The 22,227-nt window shown below is 44.1% G+C and carries 14 protein-coding genes; 4 read left to right on the top strand and 10 right to left on the bottom strand.

From position 1 onward, the window contains the following. Positions 1-334 precede the first annotated feature (334 nt). Entirely contained in the window at positions 335-1,549 is a 1,215-nt protein-coding gene (locus tag V9W66_RS07020) for a DUF4317 domain-containing protein (protein ID WP_059086232.1), read from the top strand. Positions 1,550-1,559: 10 nt separating this feature from the next. Continuing rightward, complete coding sequence (locus V9W66_RS07025; RefSeq protein ID WP_243121658.1) at positions 1,560-2,357, top strand: HAD family hydrolase; 798 nt, start codon at positions 1,560-1,562, stop codon at positions 2,355-2,357. Positions 2,358-2,429: 72 nt separating this feature from the next. On the opposite strand, the gene bglX is transcribed toward V9W66_RS07025, so the two are convergent. From bglX to V9W66_RS07055, 6 genes are all read right to left on the bottom strand, one after another. Continuing rightward, a complete protein-coding gene (gene bglX, locus V9W66_RS07030) occupies positions 2,430-4,649 on the bottom strand; it encodes a beta-glucosidase BglX (RefSeq protein ID WP_144100280.1) in 2,220 nt (739 codons plus the stop codon). Further along, positions 4,646-7,072 carry a glycoside hydrolase family 31 protein gene (locus tag V9W66_RS07035; protein WP_144093789.1) on the bottom strand — a complete coding sequence of 809 codons (2,427 nt, stop codon included), beginning with the start codon at positions 7,070-7,072 and terminating at the stop codon, positions 4,646-4,648. Before V9W66_RS07035 ends, bglX begins: the two co-directional genes overlap by 4 nt. A gap of 8 nt (positions 7,073-7,080) precedes the next feature. Next, the gene (locus V9W66_RS07040; protein ID WP_144093790.1) at positions 7,081-9,300 is read right to left on the bottom strand and encodes a glycoside hydrolase family 95 protein; all 2,220 of its coding nucleotides are present in this window, start codon (positions 9,298-9,300) and stop codon (positions 7,081-7,083) included. Positions 9,301-9,321: 21 nt separating this feature from the next. After that, the gene (locus tag V9W66_RS07045) at positions 9,322-10,212 is read right to left on the bottom strand and encodes a carbohydrate ABC transporter permease (RefSeq protein WP_144093791.1); all 891 of its coding nucleotides are present in this window, start codon (positions 10,210-10,212) and stop codon (positions 9,322-9,324) included. A gap of 11 nt (positions 10,213-10,223) precedes the next feature. Next, entirely contained in the window at positions 10,224-11,174 is a 951-nt protein-coding gene (locus tag V9W66_RS07050; RefSeq protein WP_144093792.1) for an ABC transporter permease, read from the bottom strand. 69 nt (positions 11,175-11,243) lie between these two features. Continuing rightward, positions 11,244-12,827: an extracellular solute-binding protein gene (locus V9W66_RS07055; protein WP_186290039.1), complete on the bottom strand. Its 1,584-nt coding sequence runs from the start codon at positions 12,825-12,827 to the stop codon at positions 11,244-11,246. Between the two features lie 233 nt (positions 12,828-13,060). On the opposite strand from V9W66_RS07055, the gene V9W66_RS07060 reads away from it, so the two are divergent. Together V9W66_RS07060 and V9W66_RS07065 are read left to right on the top strand one after the other, a co-directional pair. Then, complete coding sequence (locus V9W66_RS07060; RefSeq protein ID WP_144093794.1) at positions 13,061-14,794, top strand: sensor histidine kinase; 1,734 nt, start codon at positions 13,061-13,063, stop codon at positions 14,792-14,794. A gap of 20 nt (positions 14,795-14,814) precedes the next feature. Next, positions 14,815-15,594 (top strand): response regulator, encoded by a 780-nt coding sequence (locus tag V9W66_RS07065; RefSeq protein ID WP_186290040.1) that lies wholly within the window; start codon positions 14,815-14,817, stop codon positions 15,592-15,594. 93 nt (positions 15,595-15,687) lie between these two features. Here V9W66_RS07065 and V9W66_RS07070 read toward each other — a convergent pair whose 3' ends face one another. The 4 genes from V9W66_RS07070 to V9W66_RS07085 all read right to left on the bottom strand — a co-directional run bounded on the left by V9W66_RS07070 (position 15,688) and on the right by V9W66_RS07085 (position 22,124). Then, positions 15,688-16,968, bottom strand: coding sequence for an FKBP-type peptidylprolyl isomerase (locus tag V9W66_RS07070; RefSeq protein ID WP_144093796.1), 1,281 nt, complete (start codon positions 16,966-16,968; stop codon positions 15,688-15,690). 213 nt (positions 16,969-17,181) lie between these two features. Further along, positions 17,182-20,508, bottom strand: coding sequence for a transcription-repair coupling factor (gene mfd / locus V9W66_RS07075; protein ID WP_144093797.1), 3,327 nt, complete (start codon positions 20,506-20,508; stop codon positions 17,182-17,184). 7 nt (positions 20,509-20,515) lie between these two features. Next, positions 20,516-21,094, bottom strand: coding sequence for an aminoacyl-tRNA hydrolase (gene pth, locus V9W66_RS07080; protein ID WP_015525511.1), 579 nt, complete (start codon positions 21,092-21,094; stop codon positions 20,516-20,518). Positions 21,095-21,173: 79 nt separating this feature from the next. Further along, on the bottom strand, positions 21,174-22,124 hold the full coding sequence (locus V9W66_RS07085) for a TIGR03943 family putative permease subunit (protein ID WP_021651300.1): 951 nt from the start codon (positions 22,122-22,124) through the stop codon (positions 21,174-21,176). Between the last annotated feature and the right edge of the window lie 103 nt (positions 22,125-22,227).

The following is a 22,227-nucleotide window of genomic DNA, read 5'->3' on the forward strand; positions in this document are numbered from 1 at the left end:
ACCTTCCAAACTACAGGCGTCCAGCAACGCGCCGACGCTCACAACCTCCCCGGCAAACCACAAGGAAACTCAGCCTTTCCTCCCAGCCATCCAGCGCAGCGCTGATGGCTCATCCAACTCCCGTCAGACCACTCTATCCCTCCCACCATGACCGCACAGTGTGAGGTTTGCAGCAGAAGTCCAGGTGCTTTGGAGTGAGCCTTGGTCCATACTAAGCGTCTGAGGTGTCTCCCGGACTTCTGCTGCAAATCTCACACGTCCGTCCGCGTCATCTTGCCCCCACCAAACACCTGTGCTATAATCAAACTAATTAAAAAACCGAGGTAAACCACACATGAACAAAAAAGAAATCGCAGAAATAAAAAAACAATTCACCCCTGACCGCTGCTCCATCACCCGCATCTGCGGCTGCTACGTAGACGGTGAAAAAAACAAAAAAACCGAACTCAAAGAAGCCTTCTTATCCTTATCAGAGGAAGAAACCTTCAAATACTTCGACATCTTCCGAAAAACCCTCACCGGCACCATCGGAAAAAACCTCATCAACATGGAATTTCCTCTGGATCAGGAAACCGAAGGCGGAACCCAAAACTTCCTCATGAAACTCCGCAAAAGCAAACTCACCGACGACACCCTCACCGAAGCCTTCTACGACAGAATCATAGAAAACTACGACTACGGTGAAAACTACTACATCATCCTCATCCACGCAGTCTACGACATCCCCGGCAAATCCTCCGACGGTGCCGAAATGTTCGACGCTTCCGATGAGATCTACGATCACATCCTCTGCAGTATCTGCCCGGTCAAGCTCTCCAAAGCAGGCCTGCATTACAATGCAGAGACAAACAATATTGAAGACCGTATCCGGGACTGGCTGGTAGAAATGCCTGACTGGGGCTTCCTTTTCCCACAGTTCAACGACCGCAGTACCGATATCCACGGACTTCTCTACTACACCAAAAACGCCGAAAATCTCCGCTCCACCATGATGGAAGAAGTCTTCGGCTGCACCACACCACTATCTGCCGGAACCCAGCGTGACTCCTTCAATGCTCTGGTGGAAGAAACCCTTGGTGATGACTGTGCCTACGACACAGTCCTTGAGATCCACGAAAAGCTCAACGATCTCATCGAATCCCAGAAGGACGAACCGGAACCTGTTGTCCTCACCAAATCCGAAGTCAAACGTCTCTTCGAAGAATGCGGCGTAGAAGACGAAAAGCTCCAGAACTTCGATGAACAGTATGAGCTTGCCGCAGGAGAAAAATCAGCTCTGGTAGCATCCAACATCACCAACACCCGGAAATTCGAGATCAAAACCCCTGACGTGGTGATCCACGTAGCACCGGACCGGGCAGAGCTGGTAGAAACCCGCATCATCGATGGTCGAAAATGCCTTGTGATCCCCATGGAAAGTGAAATAGAACTCAACGGCATCCGTGTCAGCACACTGAACTCTGTTGAAGATACATCCGCAGAACCGCTTCCTGTTAATGATATTACTGACATTGATAACAGTAACACCGAAGAAGAAATCCCATTTTAAAGGAGACCTTATGAACGATAAAAAAATCCTGTTCTTCGACATAGACGGCACACTGCTTACGCCTCACCCCTTCAAGGTTCCGGAGAGCACCAGCCGCGCCCTCACAAAAGCCCATGAAAACGGTCATCTTCTTTTCATCAACACCGGCCGCACCAAAGTAATGATGCCCTCTGCACTCTCAGAGCTTCATTTCGATGGCTATATATACGGCTGTGGAACCCACATTTACATGGACAACAAATTGCTTTTTTTCCGCACAGTCCCAAATCTTCTGTGCAAGGAAACCGTAGACCTTCTCCGCAAATGCAAGATCGAGGCAATTTTTGAATCCAACACTGAGATCCTGTATGATGGCGCATCTCCGGCCCAGTCCGAATTCGGAGTCAAAATGCGAAAAGAGATTCCAATGGTCGACATCACGAAATTCAATCGGGAGGATGCCTGCACTTACTCCTATGACAAATTTCTGGTACATATGCTGCCGGATTCCAATGTCGAAAAATTCCGCAGCTTCTGTAATGATCATTACACCTATTTTGATCACGGAGACGGAATCTGGGAAGTCACACAAAAGGGTACCAGCAAAGCCACAGGCATGGAATTTCTCCTGGACCGCCTTTCCATCCCCAAGGAAAACTGCTATGCATTCGGAGACAGTCCCAACGACCTTCCCATGCTGAAAGCTGCCGGAGTCAGCGTTGCTATGGGAAACTCCTACGGTGGCGTTGAAAAAGACTGTGCTTATCAGACTACTGCTGTGGATGAGGACGGAATCTATAATGCTCTGACGCATTTTAAACTGATCTGATCTTCTGATTGATTTTTTATCTGCATATAATAACAGCGACAGACGGAAATATTATCCGTCTGTCGCTGTATTTTAACCGATTAGCTTCTCTTCCGGCAGTAATATAAATTCTGCTTTATTTTCTGTTCTACTGTCAAAACCAACATATACTTTAAATTTACCTGGTTCCGATATATACCTTCCCTGCTCATCAAAAAATCGCAGATCTTTCTCACCGATCTCAAAATCCACCTCTGTACTTTGACCGGGTAATAAAGTGACTTTCTGAAAAGCTTTCAGTTCCCGTACCGGACGAACCATACTCGCTGCCACATCCTGAAGATATAACTGTACGACTTCCGTTCCGGCTCTGTCGCCTTCATTTTTCACATTTACTTTAACTTTTATCTGTCCTCTTTCGTCCCCATATGTCAACTGTATCGGTGAAACAGAAAATCTCGTATAATTTAATCCGTATCCAAACGGATATAATGGCTCATTCGGGATATCCAGATACCTTGAACAGAATCTTTCATCATTTCCATTTGATGGACGGCCTGTAGAATACTCATTGTAATGAACCGGAACCTGCCCTGTATTATAAGGAAAACTCATAGGAAGCTTTCCCTCGGGAGAGGAAACTCCCCTTAAGACATCCACAACAGCATGTCCGCCTTCGGTTCCGGGCATCCATACACACAAAACTGCTTTTGCCTTTTCAGAAATTTTCCTGATATCCAGAGGTCTTCCTGTGAAAAGCACAACCACAATATTCTTATTTACCTTCCACACTTTTTTGAACAGTTTTCTCTGTATTTTGGGAATCCGGATATCTGCTCTGCTAGCTGCTTCACCTGACTGCAAAAATCCCTCGCCCAGAGTCATGACTACGATATCTGCTTTTTTCGCTTTCTCCAGTGCATCTTCCAGCATTCTTTCCTGTTCTTCTTTCCCGGCGCTTTCAGAAAAGCTGCGCCCAAAGCCTTCCATATGTACCTTGTCTCCAAGCAGCAGACTTCCCTTGCTGTATGTCACTTTTTCTGAACCAAAAACTTCCTCTGCAGCTTTCTTTATGCTTACCGCATCTTCAGAATCCCCGATAAAAGACCAGGCACCCAGAATTTTCTGACTGTCTGTATACGGACCAATAAATGCGATTTTTTTCTTCGTATCCAATGGAAGAATCTGCTCCTCATTTTTCAGAAGTACAAAAGATTTTTCCGCAGCTTTTTTCGCCAGCTCCCGGTGTTCTTCACATAAACACCATTTCTTTTCTTCTTTTTCATCCGCACCTTTATACGGATTTTCAAAAAGTCCCAGATTATTTTTCAGCTGAAGAACCCGGAGAACACTTTCATCGATCAGTTTTTCGCTGACCTTTCCTTCTGTCACCAATTTTTCCAGTCTCTTTGCATAGATTCCGGCAACCATGTCGATATCAACACCGGCTTCCAGAGAACAAATTGCTGCTTCTTCTGCATTCTCACAATATCCATGGCGGATCAGTTCATCAACCGCAGCCCAGTCCGAGATCAGAACTCCGTCAAATCCCATCTCCTTCCGCAGTACATCTCGCATAAGCCATTTGTTTCCTGTTGAAGGAATTCCATTCAGGGTATTAAAAGAAGTCATAACAAGTGCTGCTCCGGCTTTTATTCCTGCCTGATATGCCGGAAGATAATATTCTCTTAATGTATGTTCGCTTAGTTCAACATTGTTATACTCACGACCGCCTTCCGGAGCTCCGTAAGCAGCAAAATGTTTCACACATGCCGCCACACTGTCTTTTTTTCCAAGATCTTCTCCCTGAAAACCTTTTACCATAGACTTTGCAAAACAGCTGTTCAGATAGGTATCTTCACCGGTGGATTCCATCACTCTTCCCCATCTTGCATCTCTTACCAGATCTGCCATTGGCGCAAACGTAACATGAACACCACTGGCAGCCGCTTCTTTAGCCGCTGCACGTGCACATTCTTCAGACAGCTCCGGCTCGAAAGTCGCTCCCTGTCCCAGCGGAATGGGAAATACCGTTTTGAAGCCATTGATCACATCCATCATAAATAAAAGCGGAATGTGATGCGGCTGTTTTTCCATGTACCGTTCCTGCAGTTTTTTTACAGTTTCTGCTCCGAAAGTTCCAATCACGGAACCTGCAAGCTGCATCTCTTTTTCTGTAATTCCCTGTTCTTTCAAAGGTCCTGTCAGTTCTGCCCCCTCCAGATAAAGAGAACCTGTCAGCTGGGAAAGCTGGTTGATCTTTTCCTCCAGGGACATACTGTATAATAACTTCTCCAGATCTTCCTGTTTCATTCAAAAACCTCCTGATCCATCTTCTTTCTGTCATGAGATATGATCTCTATTTCATAGGCAGTTTTTCTCATTCCATTATAACTGCCTTTTCTGTTTCCTTCTGTAAATTTCTGTTGTTTCTCATCCCAGAAAAAGTCAGTAATTGCATAGATCCCATTTTCAAAATTATAGTTATCACCTTCATCTTCATACAGCTGAAACGCTGCATCTTTTCCTGCATATATCCGGAATTTCAACGGTGCTTCCGGCTGCTGATCCGCATACTGCAGCCCGCAGGCCTCCGGTAAGATCGATCCTTCTTTCACAAAAACCGGAATTCTCTCCAGCGGAGCTTCCACTGTCACATATCTGCCACCCTGGTAAAATCTGTTGTTCCAGTAATCATACCACCCAGTTCCTCCTGGAAGATAACATTTCCAGATTTTTTCCCGGTTTATCGGTTTACTGTCAGCTTCATAATACATCGGTTCTGTCACAGGACAGATCAGAAGTGACCTTCCAAACATAAATTCATTTGAAATCTTTCCTGCTTCTTCATCCTCTGCAAAATCAAAAAGAAGACTTCGCATGATCGTTTCATCTTTGAAATGAACCCGAGCTGCCATGGAATAAATATATGGCATAAGACGGTATCTCAGCCGGATATATTTTTCAATGGTATCATAAAACATGGAACCTTTTTCACCGAAATTCCAGATTTCTCTGGGGGTATCTGTTCCGTGAGACCGGAACATAGGAAGAAATGTTCCCAGCTCCAGCCATCTTGTATAAAGCTCACAATAGCCTTTATCCCTGACTCCATCGTCATATGTTCCATTCCAGAACCATTTCGGAGTAGGGTCATTGCTACATCCGCAGCCACGATTCTGCCATTTTTTTCCAACAGTAAAAAATCCGCCGATATCCATTGTCCAATAAGGATAACCACTCATTGACATATTAAGGCCTTCTGTGATCTGTATCCTCATCTGTTCCCAGGATGCACAGATATCACCGGACCAGAGAACCGCTGCATATTTCTGACCGGATGCATAACCGGAACGTGTCAGATTCAGCACTCTTTTTTCCCGGCAGACTTTTTTCTGATTTTCATAAATTCCTTTTGCATGCATAAGCCCATAAAGATTTGCAGAAGCCGAATCCAGAAATTTTTTGTGCTCACCACCTACCAGTCTGTACCGTTCCAGTGGTTCCCGCTTTTTTTCGCCACACCAGTCCGGTCCCGGAAAAGGTTCTGTAGAGTCACACCACCAGGCATCAAATCCACTGTTCCACAGTTCTCTTTCTGCCTGTGCCCAGTACAATTTCCGTGCCTCTTCCTCAAAAGCATTATACGTGGAATGATCCAGAAGAAGATAACCCTTCTCAGAAAACTCCTGGCCATTTTCACATTCCTCGTTCATATTCGGCCATATCGAAACCATGGCATGTACATTCAGATCATGGATCTGGTCCAGACATTCTTTCAGATTTCCGTAACGGGTCTTATCTGTAATCTTATTTCCCCATTCTCCCGGTTTCCAGGTATTCCAGTCCTGCACAACACAATCCAGCGGAATCTGGATTCTTCGGTAATGTTCCGCTACAGATTTCAGTTCTTCCGCCGTATGGTAACATTCTTTTGACTGAATATACCCATACGCCCATCTGGGAAGCATTTCCGCTTTTCCGGTAAGATAACGGTAATCATGGATCACACCGTCCATAGTTTTTCCACCGAGGAAATAATAATCCAGCTGGTCTACCGTATCCAGCGTTATACTTGCATCCTGTCCTGTTTTTTCCTGAAAGATCATAAGCGATCCACAGTCCAGAAGAATTCCATAACCTTCTGTGGAAACAAAAACAGGCATCGGTATTCTCATATTATGCTGGTAAAGATATTGTGTATGTCCACGATAATCATAAATCCCGTCTTCTCCCTGGCCCAGCCCATGAATCTGTTCTCCATCTTTCCACTGAAAAAAAATTCTGGCCCTGCTGGCTTTCCGATCAATTACAGGTTTCAGATTTTGTACCTGATTTCTTTCGCCATCCACAGTTTTAATCTTTCGGATCTGCTCTCCGCCTTCTGATTCCTGTACATAATGCACCACTTCCGTCGGCTCAAGCTCCTTTCCTTTTTCCTGCAGCCATACGGAACCGTCTGCATGGATCCAGGTAAGCTGTCCCGTAGAAATATCCGCTCTTACTCCTGCACCGGAAGTTTTTATCTCATAAAACTCCGGCGTTTCTTCTACTGTGAATTCTGGCGGAATGTCTGCCGGTGTTTCGATCATAACCGACTTTTGGTTCACATTCTGCCCTGTTCCAAACACGGTACATCTGAAAATTTCTTCTGCAACCGGTTGAATCCGCTGAATCAATTTCTGCGTTTTTATTTCAACATAATGAGAAAAAACGGTAACTTCACATTTTTTCATAAATTCTCCTAAGCTTTCCATATATATGGAATTTCTTTTTTCAGACCTAAAGTTTCTTTCCTGTCATTAAAATATACCATCATTTCCTGATCAGAATCGGCGGAAACAGAAAAACCTGTCACCCTTCCATTTTTCCATTCCATATCCAGACGAATGCCTCCTTTCAGACGCATTCCCCTTATCCAGCCATCTTTCCATGCTTCCGGTAATGCCGGCAGAAAGTGAAAGATTCCGTTCTGAAACTGCACCAGCATTTCCATTACCGCTGCTACCGCTCCCATATTTCCGTCGATCTGGAATACATAGTCATTTCCAAGAGGATGATTATTCATCAAATTGGGAAAAGTACTTCTTTTCAAAAGCTCACGGAAATTTTCATATGCTTTCTCACTTTCCTGAAATCTTGCCCAGAGACCTGTGATCCAGGCTCTCGACCAGCCGGTGTGACCGCTTCCAAAAGACAGTCTTCTTTCCAGAGAAATTCTGGCCCCATCCCGGTACTTTGTATCGGTTCCCTCATACAGACTAGTACCTGGATAAATACCAAAAAGATGTGAAATATGCCGATGACCCGGTTCTGCTTCTTCATAATCTTCCTGCCATTCCTGAAGCTGTCCGTATTTACCGATTCGGAACTGCGGCATTCTCTCCAGAATCTCCCTGGCTGCCTGCTTTTTCTCTTCTTTTTCTCCTAAGGCTTCACAGCTTTTCAGATAACCAGTGAAAAGTTCACGGAGAATCTCAATATCCATAAAGGATCCTTCACAGAGACAGCCTTTTTTTCCGTTTTCCATAATATAGGTATTTTCCGGTGAAACAGACGGGGAAGTTACCAGTGTCCCATCTTCTCTTTCTACAAGAAAATCTTCAAAAAACAAAACACATTGTTCATATACATCAAAATATTTTTTCAGAAATTCCATATCTCCGGTATATTCATAATGTTCTATAATATGTGTGGCCATCCAGGCCTCACCCATTACCCAGTAGCTTGCAGGAATATATTTGTCCTGTGGTGCTGTGTCGCCGTAGATATCTGTATTATGATGTGCAACAGAACCTCTGCATCCGTACATTTCTTTTGCTGTCTTTTTCCCGTTTTCTTTCATTTTATCCAACAGGTCAAAATACGGCAGCTGGCATTCCGACAAACCGGTACTTTCAGCAGGCCAGTAATTCATCTCTGTATTAATATTGATCGTATATTTACTTCCCCATGGCGGGGTAAGCTCGCAATTCCATATGCCCTGAAGATTGCAGGGCAGGCTTCCCGGTCTGCTTGAAGAAATCAGAAGATATCTTCCATACTGTACATATAAAGCATACAGACCTTCATCCTGGCCTCCATTCCTCAAAAGCTCCAGTCGCTCATCTACCGGAAGTTCTCTGCGATCCGTATTTCCAAGTTTCAGTTCCATCCCCTGGTACAGTTTTCTGTAATCTCTGATATGTCTGCTCAGGATTTCTTTCCATCCTTTTTCTTCTGCTTTCTGTAATTTTTCCCGGCATTCTTTCTGTACTTTTTCGCATCGGTAAGTACTGTTTATTGAAAGATACAGCGTGACTTCCGATGCATCGCGGACAAGCAGATGATCTCCTATCGTCTCCGCTGTTCCATCACATTCTCCACATTCTGCCATAACACAAAATTTCATACCTCCGGTATCTGCAAGGAAAAAAATTCTTCTGTTTTCCTCACCTCCGGATTTTCCTGTCTGCATATCACAACGTCCCAGTGCACAGCTGAAATTCAGTTTTTCTTTTCCTTCCGCAGTCAGATGTATCGCCATGATCTGGTCTGGATATGAAGAAATGACCTCTCTTGTGTATACCGTATCTCCGCATCGATACCTTGTCCTCACTACGGCATTTTCCAGATCCAGTTCTCTCTCATATTCCGAATATTCTCTTCCAGAGAGAGCGTCCAGATACAATTCTCCCGCAGTCTGGTAGGATCCCTGGGAATATGGAACGCCTGACAAAGCAAGAAGCGCCATTTTTTCCGCTTCCTCTATATTTTTTTCATGGATAAGTTTCCGAATCTTTTTCAGATTTTTCAATGCATCCTGATTAATACGGTTTCGGCTTTTACTGCTCCAGATCGTCTCTTCGTTCAGCTGGATCACTTCATGAAAAGGACGTCCATACACCATTCCTCCCAGTGATCCGTTTCCTACCGGCAGTGCTTCCCGCCATTTTTCTGCCGGATTTCTGTACCATAAACGCATGTTTTTTCTCCCTACATGTTTTTATTCTTTTACAGATCCCACCATCATTCCTGTTACAAAATATTTCTGAAGAAATGGATAAATACACAGGATCGGCACGGTTGCCACAACCATCGCTGCAGTCTGAACAGATAATGTAGTGGTTGTAGAAGTCACACTTACACCGGCGGCTGCTGCACTTGCACTGACCTGTGTGGAATTAATGACCTGCATCATCAGATATGCCAGATTCCGCAGATCTTTTGACTGGATAAAAAATGTACAGTCATACCAGTTATTCCACTTATTTACTCCTATAAACAACACGCAGGTTGCAAGAAACGGTTTCGAGATCGGAAGTATGATCTTGGTAAATACAGTCATTTCTCCTGCTCCGTCAAGCTTGGCAGATTCTCGCAGGGATCCCGGAATATCCGCAAAGAAATTGGTTCCGATCAATATAAGAAACGTATTCAATGCTCCCGGAATAATATAGACCAGATAATTATTTACAAGTCCTAACTGTTTCAGCAATGTATAATACGGAATAATTCCACCGGAGAAATACATACATATGATAATGATCGTCATATATAATTTTTTATGTATCAGATCTTTAAATGACAGCGCATAGGAAACCAGAACGGTAAATAATACGCTTACCGTTGTTCCGATGATCGTAGTTGACAGGGAGATTCCCAGACCCTTCAGCCATTTAATATCATTAAAGAAATCCTTGTAATTTTCCAGTGTAAACTTTCGCGGAAACCAGTAAAGTCCCCCCAGTGAAGCATCTACACCCTCATTAAAAGAAACAACAATAATATAATAAAAAGGATAAATCGTCATAAATATAAACACGATACTGAACAATGCGATCAGTGTATCGATCACTTTATCCTCTGTACTGGATTTTTTCCATCTTTTAAGCACCTGTATCCCTCCTAGATCAAACCACTTCCTGTTATTTTCTTTGAAACAGTGTTGCTGCCAAATACAAAAACAAGAGATATAATGGACTGTATCAGTCCTACTGCCGTTGCATATGCATATCGCCCGCTTCCAAGACCTACATCATAAACATATGTCTGAATAATGCTGGATGCCCCGCTGTTCATGGAATTTCCCAAAAGGTAACTCTGCTCAAAGCTGGATCCGCTTAAACCGCCGCCAAACAGGTTTCCAAGAGAAAGGATCAGTACTGTCACGATTGTCGGCTTGATACATGGAAGTGTGATATACCAGATCCGCTGTAATCTTCCGGCTCCATCAAGCTTCGCAGATTCATACATTTCCTGGCCTATTCCCATGATTGCAGCCAGAAATACAATGGCCCACCAGCCGGTTTCCTTCCACACATCCAGAAATACGGCCAGCCCCCAGTATTTTGACGGATCTGTCAGAAATCCTACAGGTTTCTGGATAATATGTAATTTCATCAGAAAGGTATTCACGATTCCGCTGGAAGAAAGGAACTGATAAGAGAGCCCTGCGATAATAACCCAGGAAATGAAATGCGGAAGATAGCTTGCTGTCTGTGTAACCTTTTTCAGCTTTTTGCTTCTCATTTCACTGAGCATAACCGCAAAGATGATCGGCAGCGGAAATGTAAATATCAGTTTTAAAACACTGATTCCTATCGTGTTTTTGATCAGCATGGGGAACTGATAATCACTGACAAACTCTTTAAAGTATTTTAAGCCAACCCATTTTGCTGTAAAAATGCCTTTAAATCCCATTGACAGCTGATAGTCTTTAAATCCCATGATAATTCCTACCATGGGAATAACATTAAAAATAAAAAAATATAGCATTCCTGCCAGAGCAAACATCTGCAGTGGCAGCTGTTTCTGAAAGGGTGTTTTCTGTTTCGAAGAAACCTTTTTTGTTTTCATGACAGCCTCCTTTTCCAATTTTGTTCAAAAAAGTGAAGCGGATAGGAAAATCCGCTTCACCAGTTTTGATCAGATTCCGAATTTTTCCTTCACTTCTTTGATCTTTTCTGTCATATAAGCATTATATTTTTCAACACCGGTTTTTTCATTGGCTTCCATATATTCCTTATACGCACTTTCAAATGCATCATCGGAATCTGTGAAAATAACTTTTGCCTCATACATCTTTTTCAGATCATCAAGCTTTGTTTTTATCACGCCTTCATCTGAACTGGATAACGGTTTTGCAATTCCGATTTCAGGATAGTTCTTGTATCCTTCACCATATGCGGTAAACTGTGAAACAACATCTTCATCTGCGCCACAGTAGTTGGAATAAATCTCATCAATCGCTGAAGTTCCAAAATAGAACCATCCATTATAGTCATTATTCCATTTGTCAGTATCGTTCCGTGCTTCAAGATACTTCTCGCTGAATGTAGGAACTCCTTCTTCATCTACAGTATAATCATCTCCCTCGATGCCCCAGAGGCCTGTTCGGGATCCTTCTTCACTGTTCATATAAGAAACGAATTTTGCAGCTGCTTTCGGATCAGAACAATTTTTTGAAACAAACACTCCGGCCCATCCATCGCTGTCATTTACCATGCCTTCTCCTAAAGGATTCAATACTGCCCATTCTGCATTCTCATCTTTGGTATTATTCTGAAGACCTGTCATGTTGGTCAGTTTCAGATATCCTGACAGAAATACACAGTTGCTGTTGTATCCTGCCTGATTTGCATCAGCCTCATTCTCAACAGAATAGTTTTCTGCAGTAATCGCACCTTCACGGTATAATTCATTACAGTATTTCAGGTAGTCTTTATAAGAATCGGTGGATGACCAGTACTTATATTCTCCGGTTTCTTCATTATACTGATCTGCGGATACTCCCATCCAGTTTCCGATGGCATCCAGTTTCCAGGTTTCACCGCCCATTCCAAACGGCACCACATCCGGATATGCTTCTTCAACTTCCTGAAGGCATTCCTTAAATTCGTCCAGATTTGCAGGTTCTTTGATTCCTGCCTTATCCAGAAGATCCTTTCTGTAATATACACATGCCTGACCTGCTGCACCTACTTTCAGATTTTCCCACTGTTCCTGTGTATTGTAGGCATTCAGAAGCGTGTAGGCCTGGCCATCTGTGGAAAAGGTCTGGGCGATGTCACTTCTGTCCTTATAATTTGCGCAGTCGTCAAATTTCACGCCTGTTTTTTCTGCCAGTTCATCCAGAGAATAGCATACATCCGGGTTACTCAGGGAACTTAACACTCCGCCTGTATCATCAGAATAAACCAGATCCGGAAGCTCACCGGAGGCGATCATAACGCCTAACTGTTTCTCATCTGTTGCAATGGTAACATCCAGATCCACTCCTGTTTCTTCTTTGATCTTATCCGGAATTTTTCCGGTAAATGAATCCTGCGGATACCATGACATGTTAATAAAAATAGATAATTTTTCTGTGCCGTCTCCTGTATCCTCTGCCTGTGCAGATGCAGTATCCGTTTTTTCTTTTTCATCTGTGCTTTTTGAGGAACCGCAGCCTGTTAACGCGCCAGCGATCATACAACCGCACAGTAAAGCAGCCATCCATCTTTTTCTCATACTCATTCTCCTTGAATTATTTTCGTTTTTATAAAGTTGCTTTCGTTTTCTATGCATAGATATTCGTTTTTGATACTTAAAGTATAATAAAATCTTCCTCTTATTTCACCTGTCCATTTCTCACATTTTCTGCGCTTTTTTATTCATAGCCTCTGTTCCCTGTTAACTTTTCATTTTATTTTCGTTATAATAACAGATGAAAAAACTTTTTTGTTTATATCGGGAGGACCATTATGAAATCTGCTGCTTTTTTACACCATATATATGATCGCTTTATGAATATGAAGCTGAAACAGAAGCTGCTTACAGGATACTTTTTCATCGTGATCATTCCTGTATTCACTGTCTCCATCCTCATGTTTTCCTTTAATTACCGCGCTTCACAAAAAGCATATTTAAAATCACAGGAACAGGAAATGAACAACTTTGGTTCACAGTTTGATTCTCTTCTGGAACAGATTGCACATTATTCTTATTTTTTCCAGAATAACACGGATATTCTTGCATACCTCGGTGGGCAGTATACAACCCCTTCCGATGTTCTTTTTCACTATATGGACACTATTTCAGAAACTTTTGACTGTGCCTCTTCTGATACCAGGGTTATCAGAATGAAGGTATTCAGTTTACAGGATCAGGCGCTTTTTATTCCTGCGAAGCTGGAAAATATTGATAATTTTCCATATAACAGAGCTCTGATCAATACTGTAAAAAAACACCCCAATGGTTACTGGTTCTGGTCTCATCAGGGCAGCCTCACTTATTATCAGCCACTGTACAATCAAAATTACCAAAACGCTCTTGGAATCCTGCAGATTGAAACAAATCCGGCACAGATTCTCCAGTCCCTGATTCGCGATCTGAATTATTCCTGGTATTTCCGGTTTTCTTCTTTTCCGGAGCAGCTTTTCACTTACCAGGAGCAGAAATTACGCCTGTGCAATGCACAGGAACAGGAAGAGTTTCTGACTTCCGGCTCCGGTTACCTTACCAAAACGCTGGACACCCTCTCCGGTCAGTTACTGCAGCCTGTAATTCACTCTGACTATTTACGCTCACACATTTTTCTTTATATTTTGCTGACACTTATTGTGCTGTTCTTATTCAGTTTGCTCTATTTCAGCATTACACAGTCGCTTACCCGACGGCTGGTAGATTTCAATAAATTTATTTCCGGTCAGCTTCCCAGGGAACTGAAAGAATATCCGGGAATCTTATATCAGGATGAAATCGGAAACACGATTCTGGCTTATAATCATCTGATACAACAGATCAATACTCTGATCCATGACAATTATGAAGTATCCCTAAAAATGAAAGAAGCCCGTTATTACGCGCTCCAGTCTCAGATCCGTCCTCATTTTCTGTACAACATCCTTGAAAATATACGAATGTCTTCCGTGTCCCACCGAGATATGGAAACGGCACAGATGACCGCTGTTTTCGGAAAATATCTGCGCTATTCCATGAATACCAGTATGGAGGCTGAACCTCTGGAAAAGGAACTTCAAAGTGCCAGGGATTATCTGGATGTGAACAAGATCCGTCTGGGCGATTCTCTTACATACGAAATATCCGTGGAAGCAGAGCTGGATGATGTATACTGCCCCCGTTTTATCCTCCAGCCGCTTCTTGAAAATTCTATCAGGCATGGCCTGGTTAAGGGACAGCCGCTTCATATTTCTCTTCGGATCTTCGGAGAGGATTCTTCGGAAATGTCTCCTGTCCTGCGTATTCGGATTCAGGATAATGGTGTCGGTATCCAGTCGGAGCGGCTTCATATTATCCAGGATATTCTTTATGCAGCAGAAACCTTTCCTTCTTCCAGACATGTAGGACTTCGGAATGTAAATGACCGCCTGAAAGCTTTTCACCCCGATCATCTCGGTCTTCGTATTGAATGTCCGGAGTGTGGTGGTACTATAATAGAGTACAGTCTGGTACGAAAAGAAAATATTTTACCATAAAATTCAGGGAGGAACTGTTCATGAAAGTACTGATTGTAGAAGATGAAAAAAATATCGCTCTTGGTATTGCAGACATTCTGAGAAGCAGGGGAACCATTCCCGTTTCCATACGTTTTGCTTCCGACGGTCAGGATGCCTGGGATAGTTACAGAGATTCCCATATCGACCTGATCATAACTGACATCCGCATGCAGCAGATGAACGGTCTCGATATGATGGAACTGTTTTATAAACAGAACAAAAATATACAGTTTATCGTAATATCTGGATATGATAATTTTTCTTATGCCCAAAGAGCGATCCGCTATGATGTGATAGAATATCTGCTAAAACCGGTGGATACCAGTATGCTACTCTCCGCAGTTCAGAAGGCTTATGACAAACTTCCGGAAAATTATCAAAAAAAAATGAATCGAAAGCTTCCGGATATTCCCTATTTTCAGTTTAAGCTTATTGATGATTCCTATCCCGGATCTCTGAAAAAACTCATCGAATATCTGCAGCAAAATTATATGCTGGATATTTCTCTTCAGTCTTTCTGCCTGGAGTATATGAAAAGCACAAATTATCTTTCTACCATCATAAAAAAATATACCGGTCAGAATTTCAGTTTTCTGATTGACTTTATACGTCTCTCCAAAGCTTCGGAATTACTTCTTTACGAACCGGATCTTTCCATCAGCGAGATCAGTTATCTGGTAGGATATAATAACGAACGCCGGCTGTACCAGGCATTTCAGAAACGTCTTGGCTGTACACCCGGAAATTTCCGTCAGTCTGCTGCCGCAGATATTAAATAAGGCTTTTTTGTATACCCAAAAAGGCTCACCGTATTATTCCTCTCAGGGAATTTTATACAGTGAACCTTTTATTTTCAGATTACATTCCTGATCTTATTTCTCAGCTTCCGGTGTAGCAGTTGCCTCGGTCTCTGTAGAATCTGCCTCTGCAGACTCATCTTCAGAAGAATCCTCTGTTTCTGTCTCATCTGCTGCAGGGGTTTCTGTTGCTTCTGTCTCAGCTTCTGTTGCTGCCGGGGTCTCTGTAGCCTCTGCCTCAGCCTCTGCAGAATCTGCTGCAGGTGTCTCAGTTACATCCGGGTCCGGTGTCGGAGTTGGAGTCTGGATCGTAAAGCTGTGATTATCTGTGATCTTGATCTTCTTGATCAGTTTTTTCTCTTCTTTGATATCTGCTTTCTTCTTCCATCCATCTGTTGTATCATTATAGAAATCGTCCTTCTTGGTGTTTGTCAGAGACTCTTTCTTACTCTCCGTCGCAGTTTTATCATTCTTGGAATCCAGTCTCACAACATACCATACGGAATCTGTCTTGATGATTTCTTCGTTCAGTGCACCCTCATCCAGCTTTCTTAAAGCGGTACGGACCTCATCCGGATAAGTAGCTCCGTTGGCAGCACTGTCATCACCTTCCTCATAGGTAGGGCATGTTCCGGTTGTTGCGGTCATATCCTTGGAGATCTCATCTCCAAGAGTATTGAAATCTGCAGCCGGATCCTCTTTAACCTTGTCATAGAACTTCTGAAGATTCTCTTTATTCTTCTTGATATCATCATCGGAAAGATCATCTCCGCTGACCTTTGCACTTGCATAGCTGAAGGACATCTGCTGATATTCTTTCTCATCCAGCTTCACGTCCGCTTTGGCTTCAATGGCATCCTTCATCTTCACATCGTATGTTTCAAGCTCGAGGAAAGTCTTCACCATATCTTCATCAACCGCAAGCTCTGCAATTGTCTCATCAGAATTGGCAGCCATGAAGTTCTTGGCAGCTTCCTCAAGAGCCTTCTGCTCATCATCTGTGATTTCAACATCATACTCGGAAGCGTGTTCTTTCTCCAGACACATCTTTTCAACAGTTTCAACAGAAGTTGTTACCGCATTTTCACCGTAAGTCTCATCGGAATCATCATCCATTTTGGTACTCCAGATAGACATATCGCTTCCGCCGCCAAGATACATCTTGTACATTGCCTCAGCCTGTGCCTGCTGCATACGTGCTGCCAGACTTACAACGCCAAGCGGGATTTCCTGCTTATTGACTGTCACTGCGATCTTTGTACCATCGAGTTTTTTATTTCCGCAGCCTGCCATCATTCCTGCCGCTGTAACGCAGACAAGAGCAGTAACTGCCGCTTTCTTTACTGAATTTCTCATTTCATCCTCCATCTATCCGTCCATAAGAATCACGGTCCGGCTCTTATTCCATAATACTTGATTATAAACGTTTTCACCTTTAAGAGCAAGGAATTTCACGAACTTACACGACATTTCACAAATTATCCACAAGTCTTTCCGGGAAAATATCCGGTATCCACAAACCGGATGTTTTTTCCCGTGGATAACCCTAAGCTTAGCTGATTCTTCCCTTTACTCCAGTGGCTCTGCCAGTTTTGCCAGCTCCCCCGCAAACTTCATCAGCTCTTCGATCAGCCTTCCCTGTGGTGTCAGGATAAATTTCGGCTCATGATCAGCCTTAAACTGCAAACCTCTCCTGTACTGCGCCATAATAGCCGGGATACCTGCAGGATCCAGCTTGGCCTTTTCATAGAGCGTGATCCGGACATCTTTTCCAAGATGCTTGATCTCCGTCACATATCCCTGATGGGCAAGAGCCTTCAGCCTTGCAATGGCGAGAAGGTTCAGCACAGCTTTTGTCGGCTCGCCAAAACGGTCGATCAGCTCCTCCAGCATATCGTCATATTCCTGCTGGCTTTCAATACCGGCAATACGCTTATAAATATCCAGCTTCTGGAACTCGTTGCTGATATAGGAATCCGGGATAAACGCATCGATGTTGAGATCAATGGTCGTCTCAAAATCATCCATAGTCCGGATTCCCTTTGCCTCCTTGACAGCCTCACTGAGCATCTTACAGTAAAGGTCATAACCAACTGCGTTCATATGCCCGTGCTGCTGAGCACCAAGAAGATTTCCTGCTCCACGAAGCTCCAGATCCTTCATAGCTATCTTAAAACCGCTTCCAAGGTCTGAATACTCCCGCATGGCGCTGAGCCGTTTCTCCGCGGTCTCCTGGAGCATCTTGTTTTTGGTATACATCAGAAATGCATAAGCAGTCCTGTTGGAACGTCCTACACGCCCACGGAGCTGATAAAGCTGGGAAAGGCCATATCTGTCCGAATCATGGATGATCATAGTGTTTACGTTGGAAATATCCAGTCCTGTTTCAATAATAGTGGTAGAAACCAGCACATCCACATCTCCGTTGATAAAATCATACATTACCTGCTCCAGTTCCCTCTGACTCATCTGCCCATGTGCAAAATCCACTCTGGCCTCCGGCACAAGTCTGGATATCCGAAGGGCTACTTCGGCAATGTCATTGACTCGATTATATACGTAATACACCTGTCCACCCCGGCGAAGCTCCCTGCGGATGGCTTCCCGAACAGTCTCCTCATCGTACTCCATAACGTATGTCTGGATCGGCACACGATCCATCGGCGGCTCTTCCAGAACGCTCATATCACGGATACCGATGAGACTCATATGAAGAGTTCTCGGAATCGGCGTTGCCGTCAGCGTCAGTACATCCACATCTTTTTTCATCTGCTTGATCTTCTCCTTGTGAGTAACACCGAAGCGCTGCTCCTCATCAATGATCAGAAGTCCAAGATTTTTAAATTCCACATCTTTTGAAAGAACTCTGTGGGTGCCGATCACAATATCTACCTGCCCCTTTTTGATCCCTTCGATGGTCTTTTTCTGCTGGGCAGATGTCCGGAAACGGCAGAGAAGCTCCACCTTCACCGGAAATTCTTTCATACGCTGTACAAAGGTATTGTAATGCTGCTGGGCAAGAATGGTAGTAGGGACCAGATAAACCACCTGCCGGCTTTCCTGTACTGCCTTAAACGCAGCTCTTAAAGCCACCTCCGTCTTTCCGTAACCAACGTCACCACACACAAGACGATCCATGATCCTGGTACTTTCCATATCTCTCTTGGTATCCTCAATGGCTGCCAGCTGATCCTCTGTCTCCTCATAGGGAAACATCTCCTCAAATTCCTTCTGCCATACGGTATCCGGTCCGCAGACATACCCCTCTTTCTCCTGGCGTACTGCATAAAGCTCAACCAGCTCTTTTGCGATATTTTTTACTGCACCCTTAACACGGCTCTTGGTCTTATTCCACTCCTGACCGCCAAGCTTGTTCAGCTTGGGCGTTTTTGCATTTTCGGAGGATCCTGAATATTTCTGCAAAGCATCCAGCTGGGTTGCCAGGATATAGAGATTACTGCCGCCCCGGTATTCGATCTTGATGTAATCCTTCACAACACGGTCAACCTCTACCTTTTCGATTCCACGGTAAATACCCAGTCCGTGCTTTTCATGAACAACAAGATCACCAATGGAAAGCTCTGCAAAATCCTGGATCCTGTTTCCGCTGTACTTTTTCCTTTTTTTACGCTTTTTCTGCTCTTTGCCGAAAATATCGGTTTCCGTCATCACTGCAAATTTGATCAGCGGATACTGGAAGCCACGTCTTGCGTGACCATAGACCACCATGATCTCCCCGGGACTGATGATACGATCCATGTCCTGGCTGTAAAAAGCATTCAGTCCTTCCTCTGAAAGATCCTTTGCCAGACGCTCCGCCCTGGTCCTGGAACCGGAGAGCAATGCGATCCGGTATCCCTGACTCTTATACTGAAGGAGATCCTTTACCAGAAGTTCAAAGCTGCTGTTATAAGAATCTACAGACTTCACCGTGAGATCAAATTCCTCATTGATCTTCCATCCGGAACGTCTGGGAGAAAGTGCGGATACAGCCACACAATTCCGTCTGTTCAGCTTCTTCTGCAGTTCCTGAAAACCACATAGCCACTGCTCCGGAAGATTTGTCTCGCCTTTTTCCTCTCTGTGCATACGACTCTGACGGTACTCTTCCTCCACACCCTCGCCGTTTTCTGCCAGGTGGTTCAGTTCATCCAGAAACACCAGTGTTTTTTCTTCCGGAAAATAATCCAGAAAGGACACCATATCTTCTCCGTCCATCTTTTCCGCGGCCGGATAAATCGTAATTTCATCTACATTTTCCAGGGATCTCTGGCTTTCCGCATCAAAGCTCCGGATAGAATCCACCTCATCATCCCACAATTCGATACGCCAGGGATTATCCTCTGTCAGCGGATAGATATCAATGATTCCTCCACGCACAGAAAACTGCCCCGGAAGTTCTACCTGACCGGTGCGTTCATACCCCAGCTCTACCAGCTCTTCCTTCAGCTGATCCAGATCGATCACACTGTCACTTTTAAAACGAAGAAGCCTGCTTCTGATCTTTTCCAGCGGCATCAGGAAATCCATACATCCGTCAATGCTGGTAACAACGGTCACTTCTTCCTGTTCCAGAAGTGCCCGGATCACACGCATCCGCTGCCGGATCAGAAGATTTCCGTGAATATCTGCCTGAAAAAACAGAAGATCCTTTGCCGGATAAAAATATACATTTTTGTCATAGAAGCGGTAATCCTCATAGATTTCCTTTGCATTACGCTCATCATCCGCAAGGATCAGATGATATGGAAAAAGCCCGGAAAGTCCATACATCAGATGGACCTTCTGGGACTCCATGCATCCGGAAACGTTAAGAATTCCGCAGTTTGCGCCACAGCGCTTTTTTATTTCCCCAAACTCTGCAAGACCCTGCAGAGGCTGCAAAAATGCTTCCATACAAACCTCAATTCTTAGGCTTTTTCCTGTTATACTTATTCATTGCCGCATCTACGCCCTCGGACAGGATCATCTCCACAGCCTCTGCCGCATCATTGATCCCTTCATCCACAAGCTTGCGGTCACTGTCCGAAAAATGCCCTAGCACAAAATCTGCCAGATCCCAGTCTTTCGGTTTCGCACCGACACCAACACGGATACGGATAAATTTTTCAGTTCCAAGGCGGCGGATGATATCCTTTATCCCGTTATGTCCGCCCGCACTGCCTTTTTTGCGAATACGAAGCTGTCCAGGCTCCAGATCGATATCATCGTAGATCACGATCAGCTCTGTCTCCGGATCGATCTTGAAATAGCCGGACATCTCCTGGATCGGACCGCCGCTTAAATTCATATAGGAAAGCGGCTTCATCAGAATAGCTTTTTCACCGCCGATGATACCTTTTCCATACATGGCATTAAATTTTACGCCGCCCTGCGGGATATTATGCTTCTCCACAAGACAGTCAACGGTGTCAAAGCCCATATTGTGGCGTGTAGCCTCATACTGCTTTCCCGGATTTCCCAAACCTGCAATTAAATACATAAAAACTCCTCAGCTGTAATCTACCTGGTTCAACGCCAGGCCCTCTTATGCCTTAAGGCATACAAATGCTCTGATCGTATCAGTTGAAATATACCATCTCATCAGCAAGTGGCTCACAAACTTCCACATGCTCTGCGTAAAGTACGATTCCCTCTCCCTGATATTCCATTCTCTTCTCAAACGCAACCTTCGCAGTAACATCCACCCACTGGCCTTCTGCGATCTTCGGAGCAAAAGCGCTCTTGCAGATGTAACCAAGGAATGTGGTATCATCTGCACAGCATGTCATGGCTGTTCTTCCGGGAACAAAGAACTTGCTTCCCATTCCACGCGGCTTCAGGGCACGTGCTTTAAAGTGAACGGTTTTTCCGACATAGCGGTCCGGATGATCCATGGAATCCACAAACCAGATACCATAATCCTCAGGAAGGATATCGATCACCGGCGCATCAATATCAAATGGCATCTCATCCTCAAAAAGATCACCAAGCTCGCCCTCTTCATCCTCAAAGATGATCTCCGCACGCTGGTTCACCACCTTGATGCTTCTTCTGTAAGAAGGAAGCGGATCGTTCTCCTGGCAGCGGTTAAAAATAACCATATCCGCATTGCGGACCATGTCCATAAAAAGGGACTTCATATTCGCCATATAGACCTGGAATGTGCTTGCATCCACACAGGTGATATGCTGCTCCACGCCCCAGCCTTCCGGTTTTTCCATTTCTTCGAATTTACTTACCAGCCACATGCCATTATACTCAATGATCACCCGCTCCGGCTGATGCAGGATCTCCATTGCCGCAAGTCGTTCCGGTGTAAGCTCTTCCTCACTGTCAATGCTCTCCACAACGGTATTGCACTGTTTCAGTGCTTCCTCATCATATTCTTCCTCACCCTCTTCGCAAAGGATCAGCAGTGTTTTTCCATCGATCTGAAAGTAATCCTGCTGCAAGGTAAAGCTCAGGAAAGAGGTCTTGCCGCTTTCCAGAAAACCTGTGATCAGATAAACGGGTACTCTGGTCTCTTCCATAAATCCATCCTATCAGATACTGTACGATTTAATGTACAGTATCTGTTTCCTTTCTGTAACAATCTATATCTGTATTCCGCTTTGGCTTTGCGTCAAAACGGAC

It is taken from the genome of Blautia massiliensis (ex Durand et al. 2017) (genome assembly GCF_051861785.1).
Classification (GTDB): domain Bacteria; phylum Bacillota; class Clostridia; order Lachnospirales; family Lachnospiraceae; genus Blautia_A; species Blautia_A luti_A.

Bases quoted from the DNA above. Each gene is read 5' to 3' on its own strand.
- V9W66_RS07020 (WP_059086232.1), top strand. From the start codon at position 335: ATGAACAAAAAAGAAATCGCAGAAATAAAAAAACAATTCACCCCTGAC.
- V9W66_RS07025 (WP_243121658.1), top strand. From the start codon at position 1,560: ATGAACGATAAAAAAATCCTGTTCTTCGACATAGACGGCACACTGCTT.
- bglX (WP_144100280.1), bottom strand. From the start codon at position 4,649: ATGAAACAGGAAGATCTGGAGAAGTTATTATACAGTATGTCCCTGGAG.
- V9W66_RS07035 (WP_144093789.1), bottom strand. From the start codon at position 7,072: ATGAAAAAATGTGAAGTTACCGTTTTTTCTCATTATGTTGAAATAAAA.
- V9W66_RS07040 (WP_144093790.1), bottom strand. From the start codon at position 9,300: ATGCGTTTATGGTACAGAAATCCGGCAGAAAAATGGCGGGAAGCACTG.
- V9W66_RS07050 (WP_144093792.1), bottom strand. From the start codon at position 11,174: ATGAAAACAAAAAAGGTTTCTTCGAAACAGAAAACACCCTTTCAGAAA.
- V9W66_RS07055 (WP_186290039.1), bottom strand. From the start codon at position 12,827: ATGAGAAAAAGATGGATGGCTGCTTTACTGTGCGGTTGTATGATCGCT.
- V9W66_RS07060 (WP_144093794.1), top strand. From the start codon at position 13,061: ATGAAATCTGCTGCTTTTTTACACCATATATATGATCGCTTTATGAAT.
- V9W66_RS07065 (WP_186290040.1), top strand. From the start codon at position 14,815: ATGAAAGTACTGATTGTAGAAGATGAAAAAAATATCGCTCTTGGTATT.
- V9W66_RS07070 (WP_144093796.1), bottom strand. From the start codon at position 16,968: ATGAGAAATTCAGTAAAGAAAGCGGCAGTTACTGCTCTTGTCTGCGTT.
- mfd (WP_144093797.1), bottom strand. From the start codon at position 20,508: ATGGAAGCATTTTTGCAGCCTCTGCAGGGTCTTGCAGAGTTTGGGGAA.
- pth (WP_015525511.1), bottom strand. From the start codon at position 21,094: ATGTATTTAATTGCAGGTTTGGGAAATCCGGGAAAGCAGTATGAGGCT.
- V9W66_RS07085 (WP_021651300.1), bottom strand. From the start codon at position 22,124: ATGGAAGAGACCAGAGTACCCGTTTATCTGATCACAGGTTTTCTGGAA.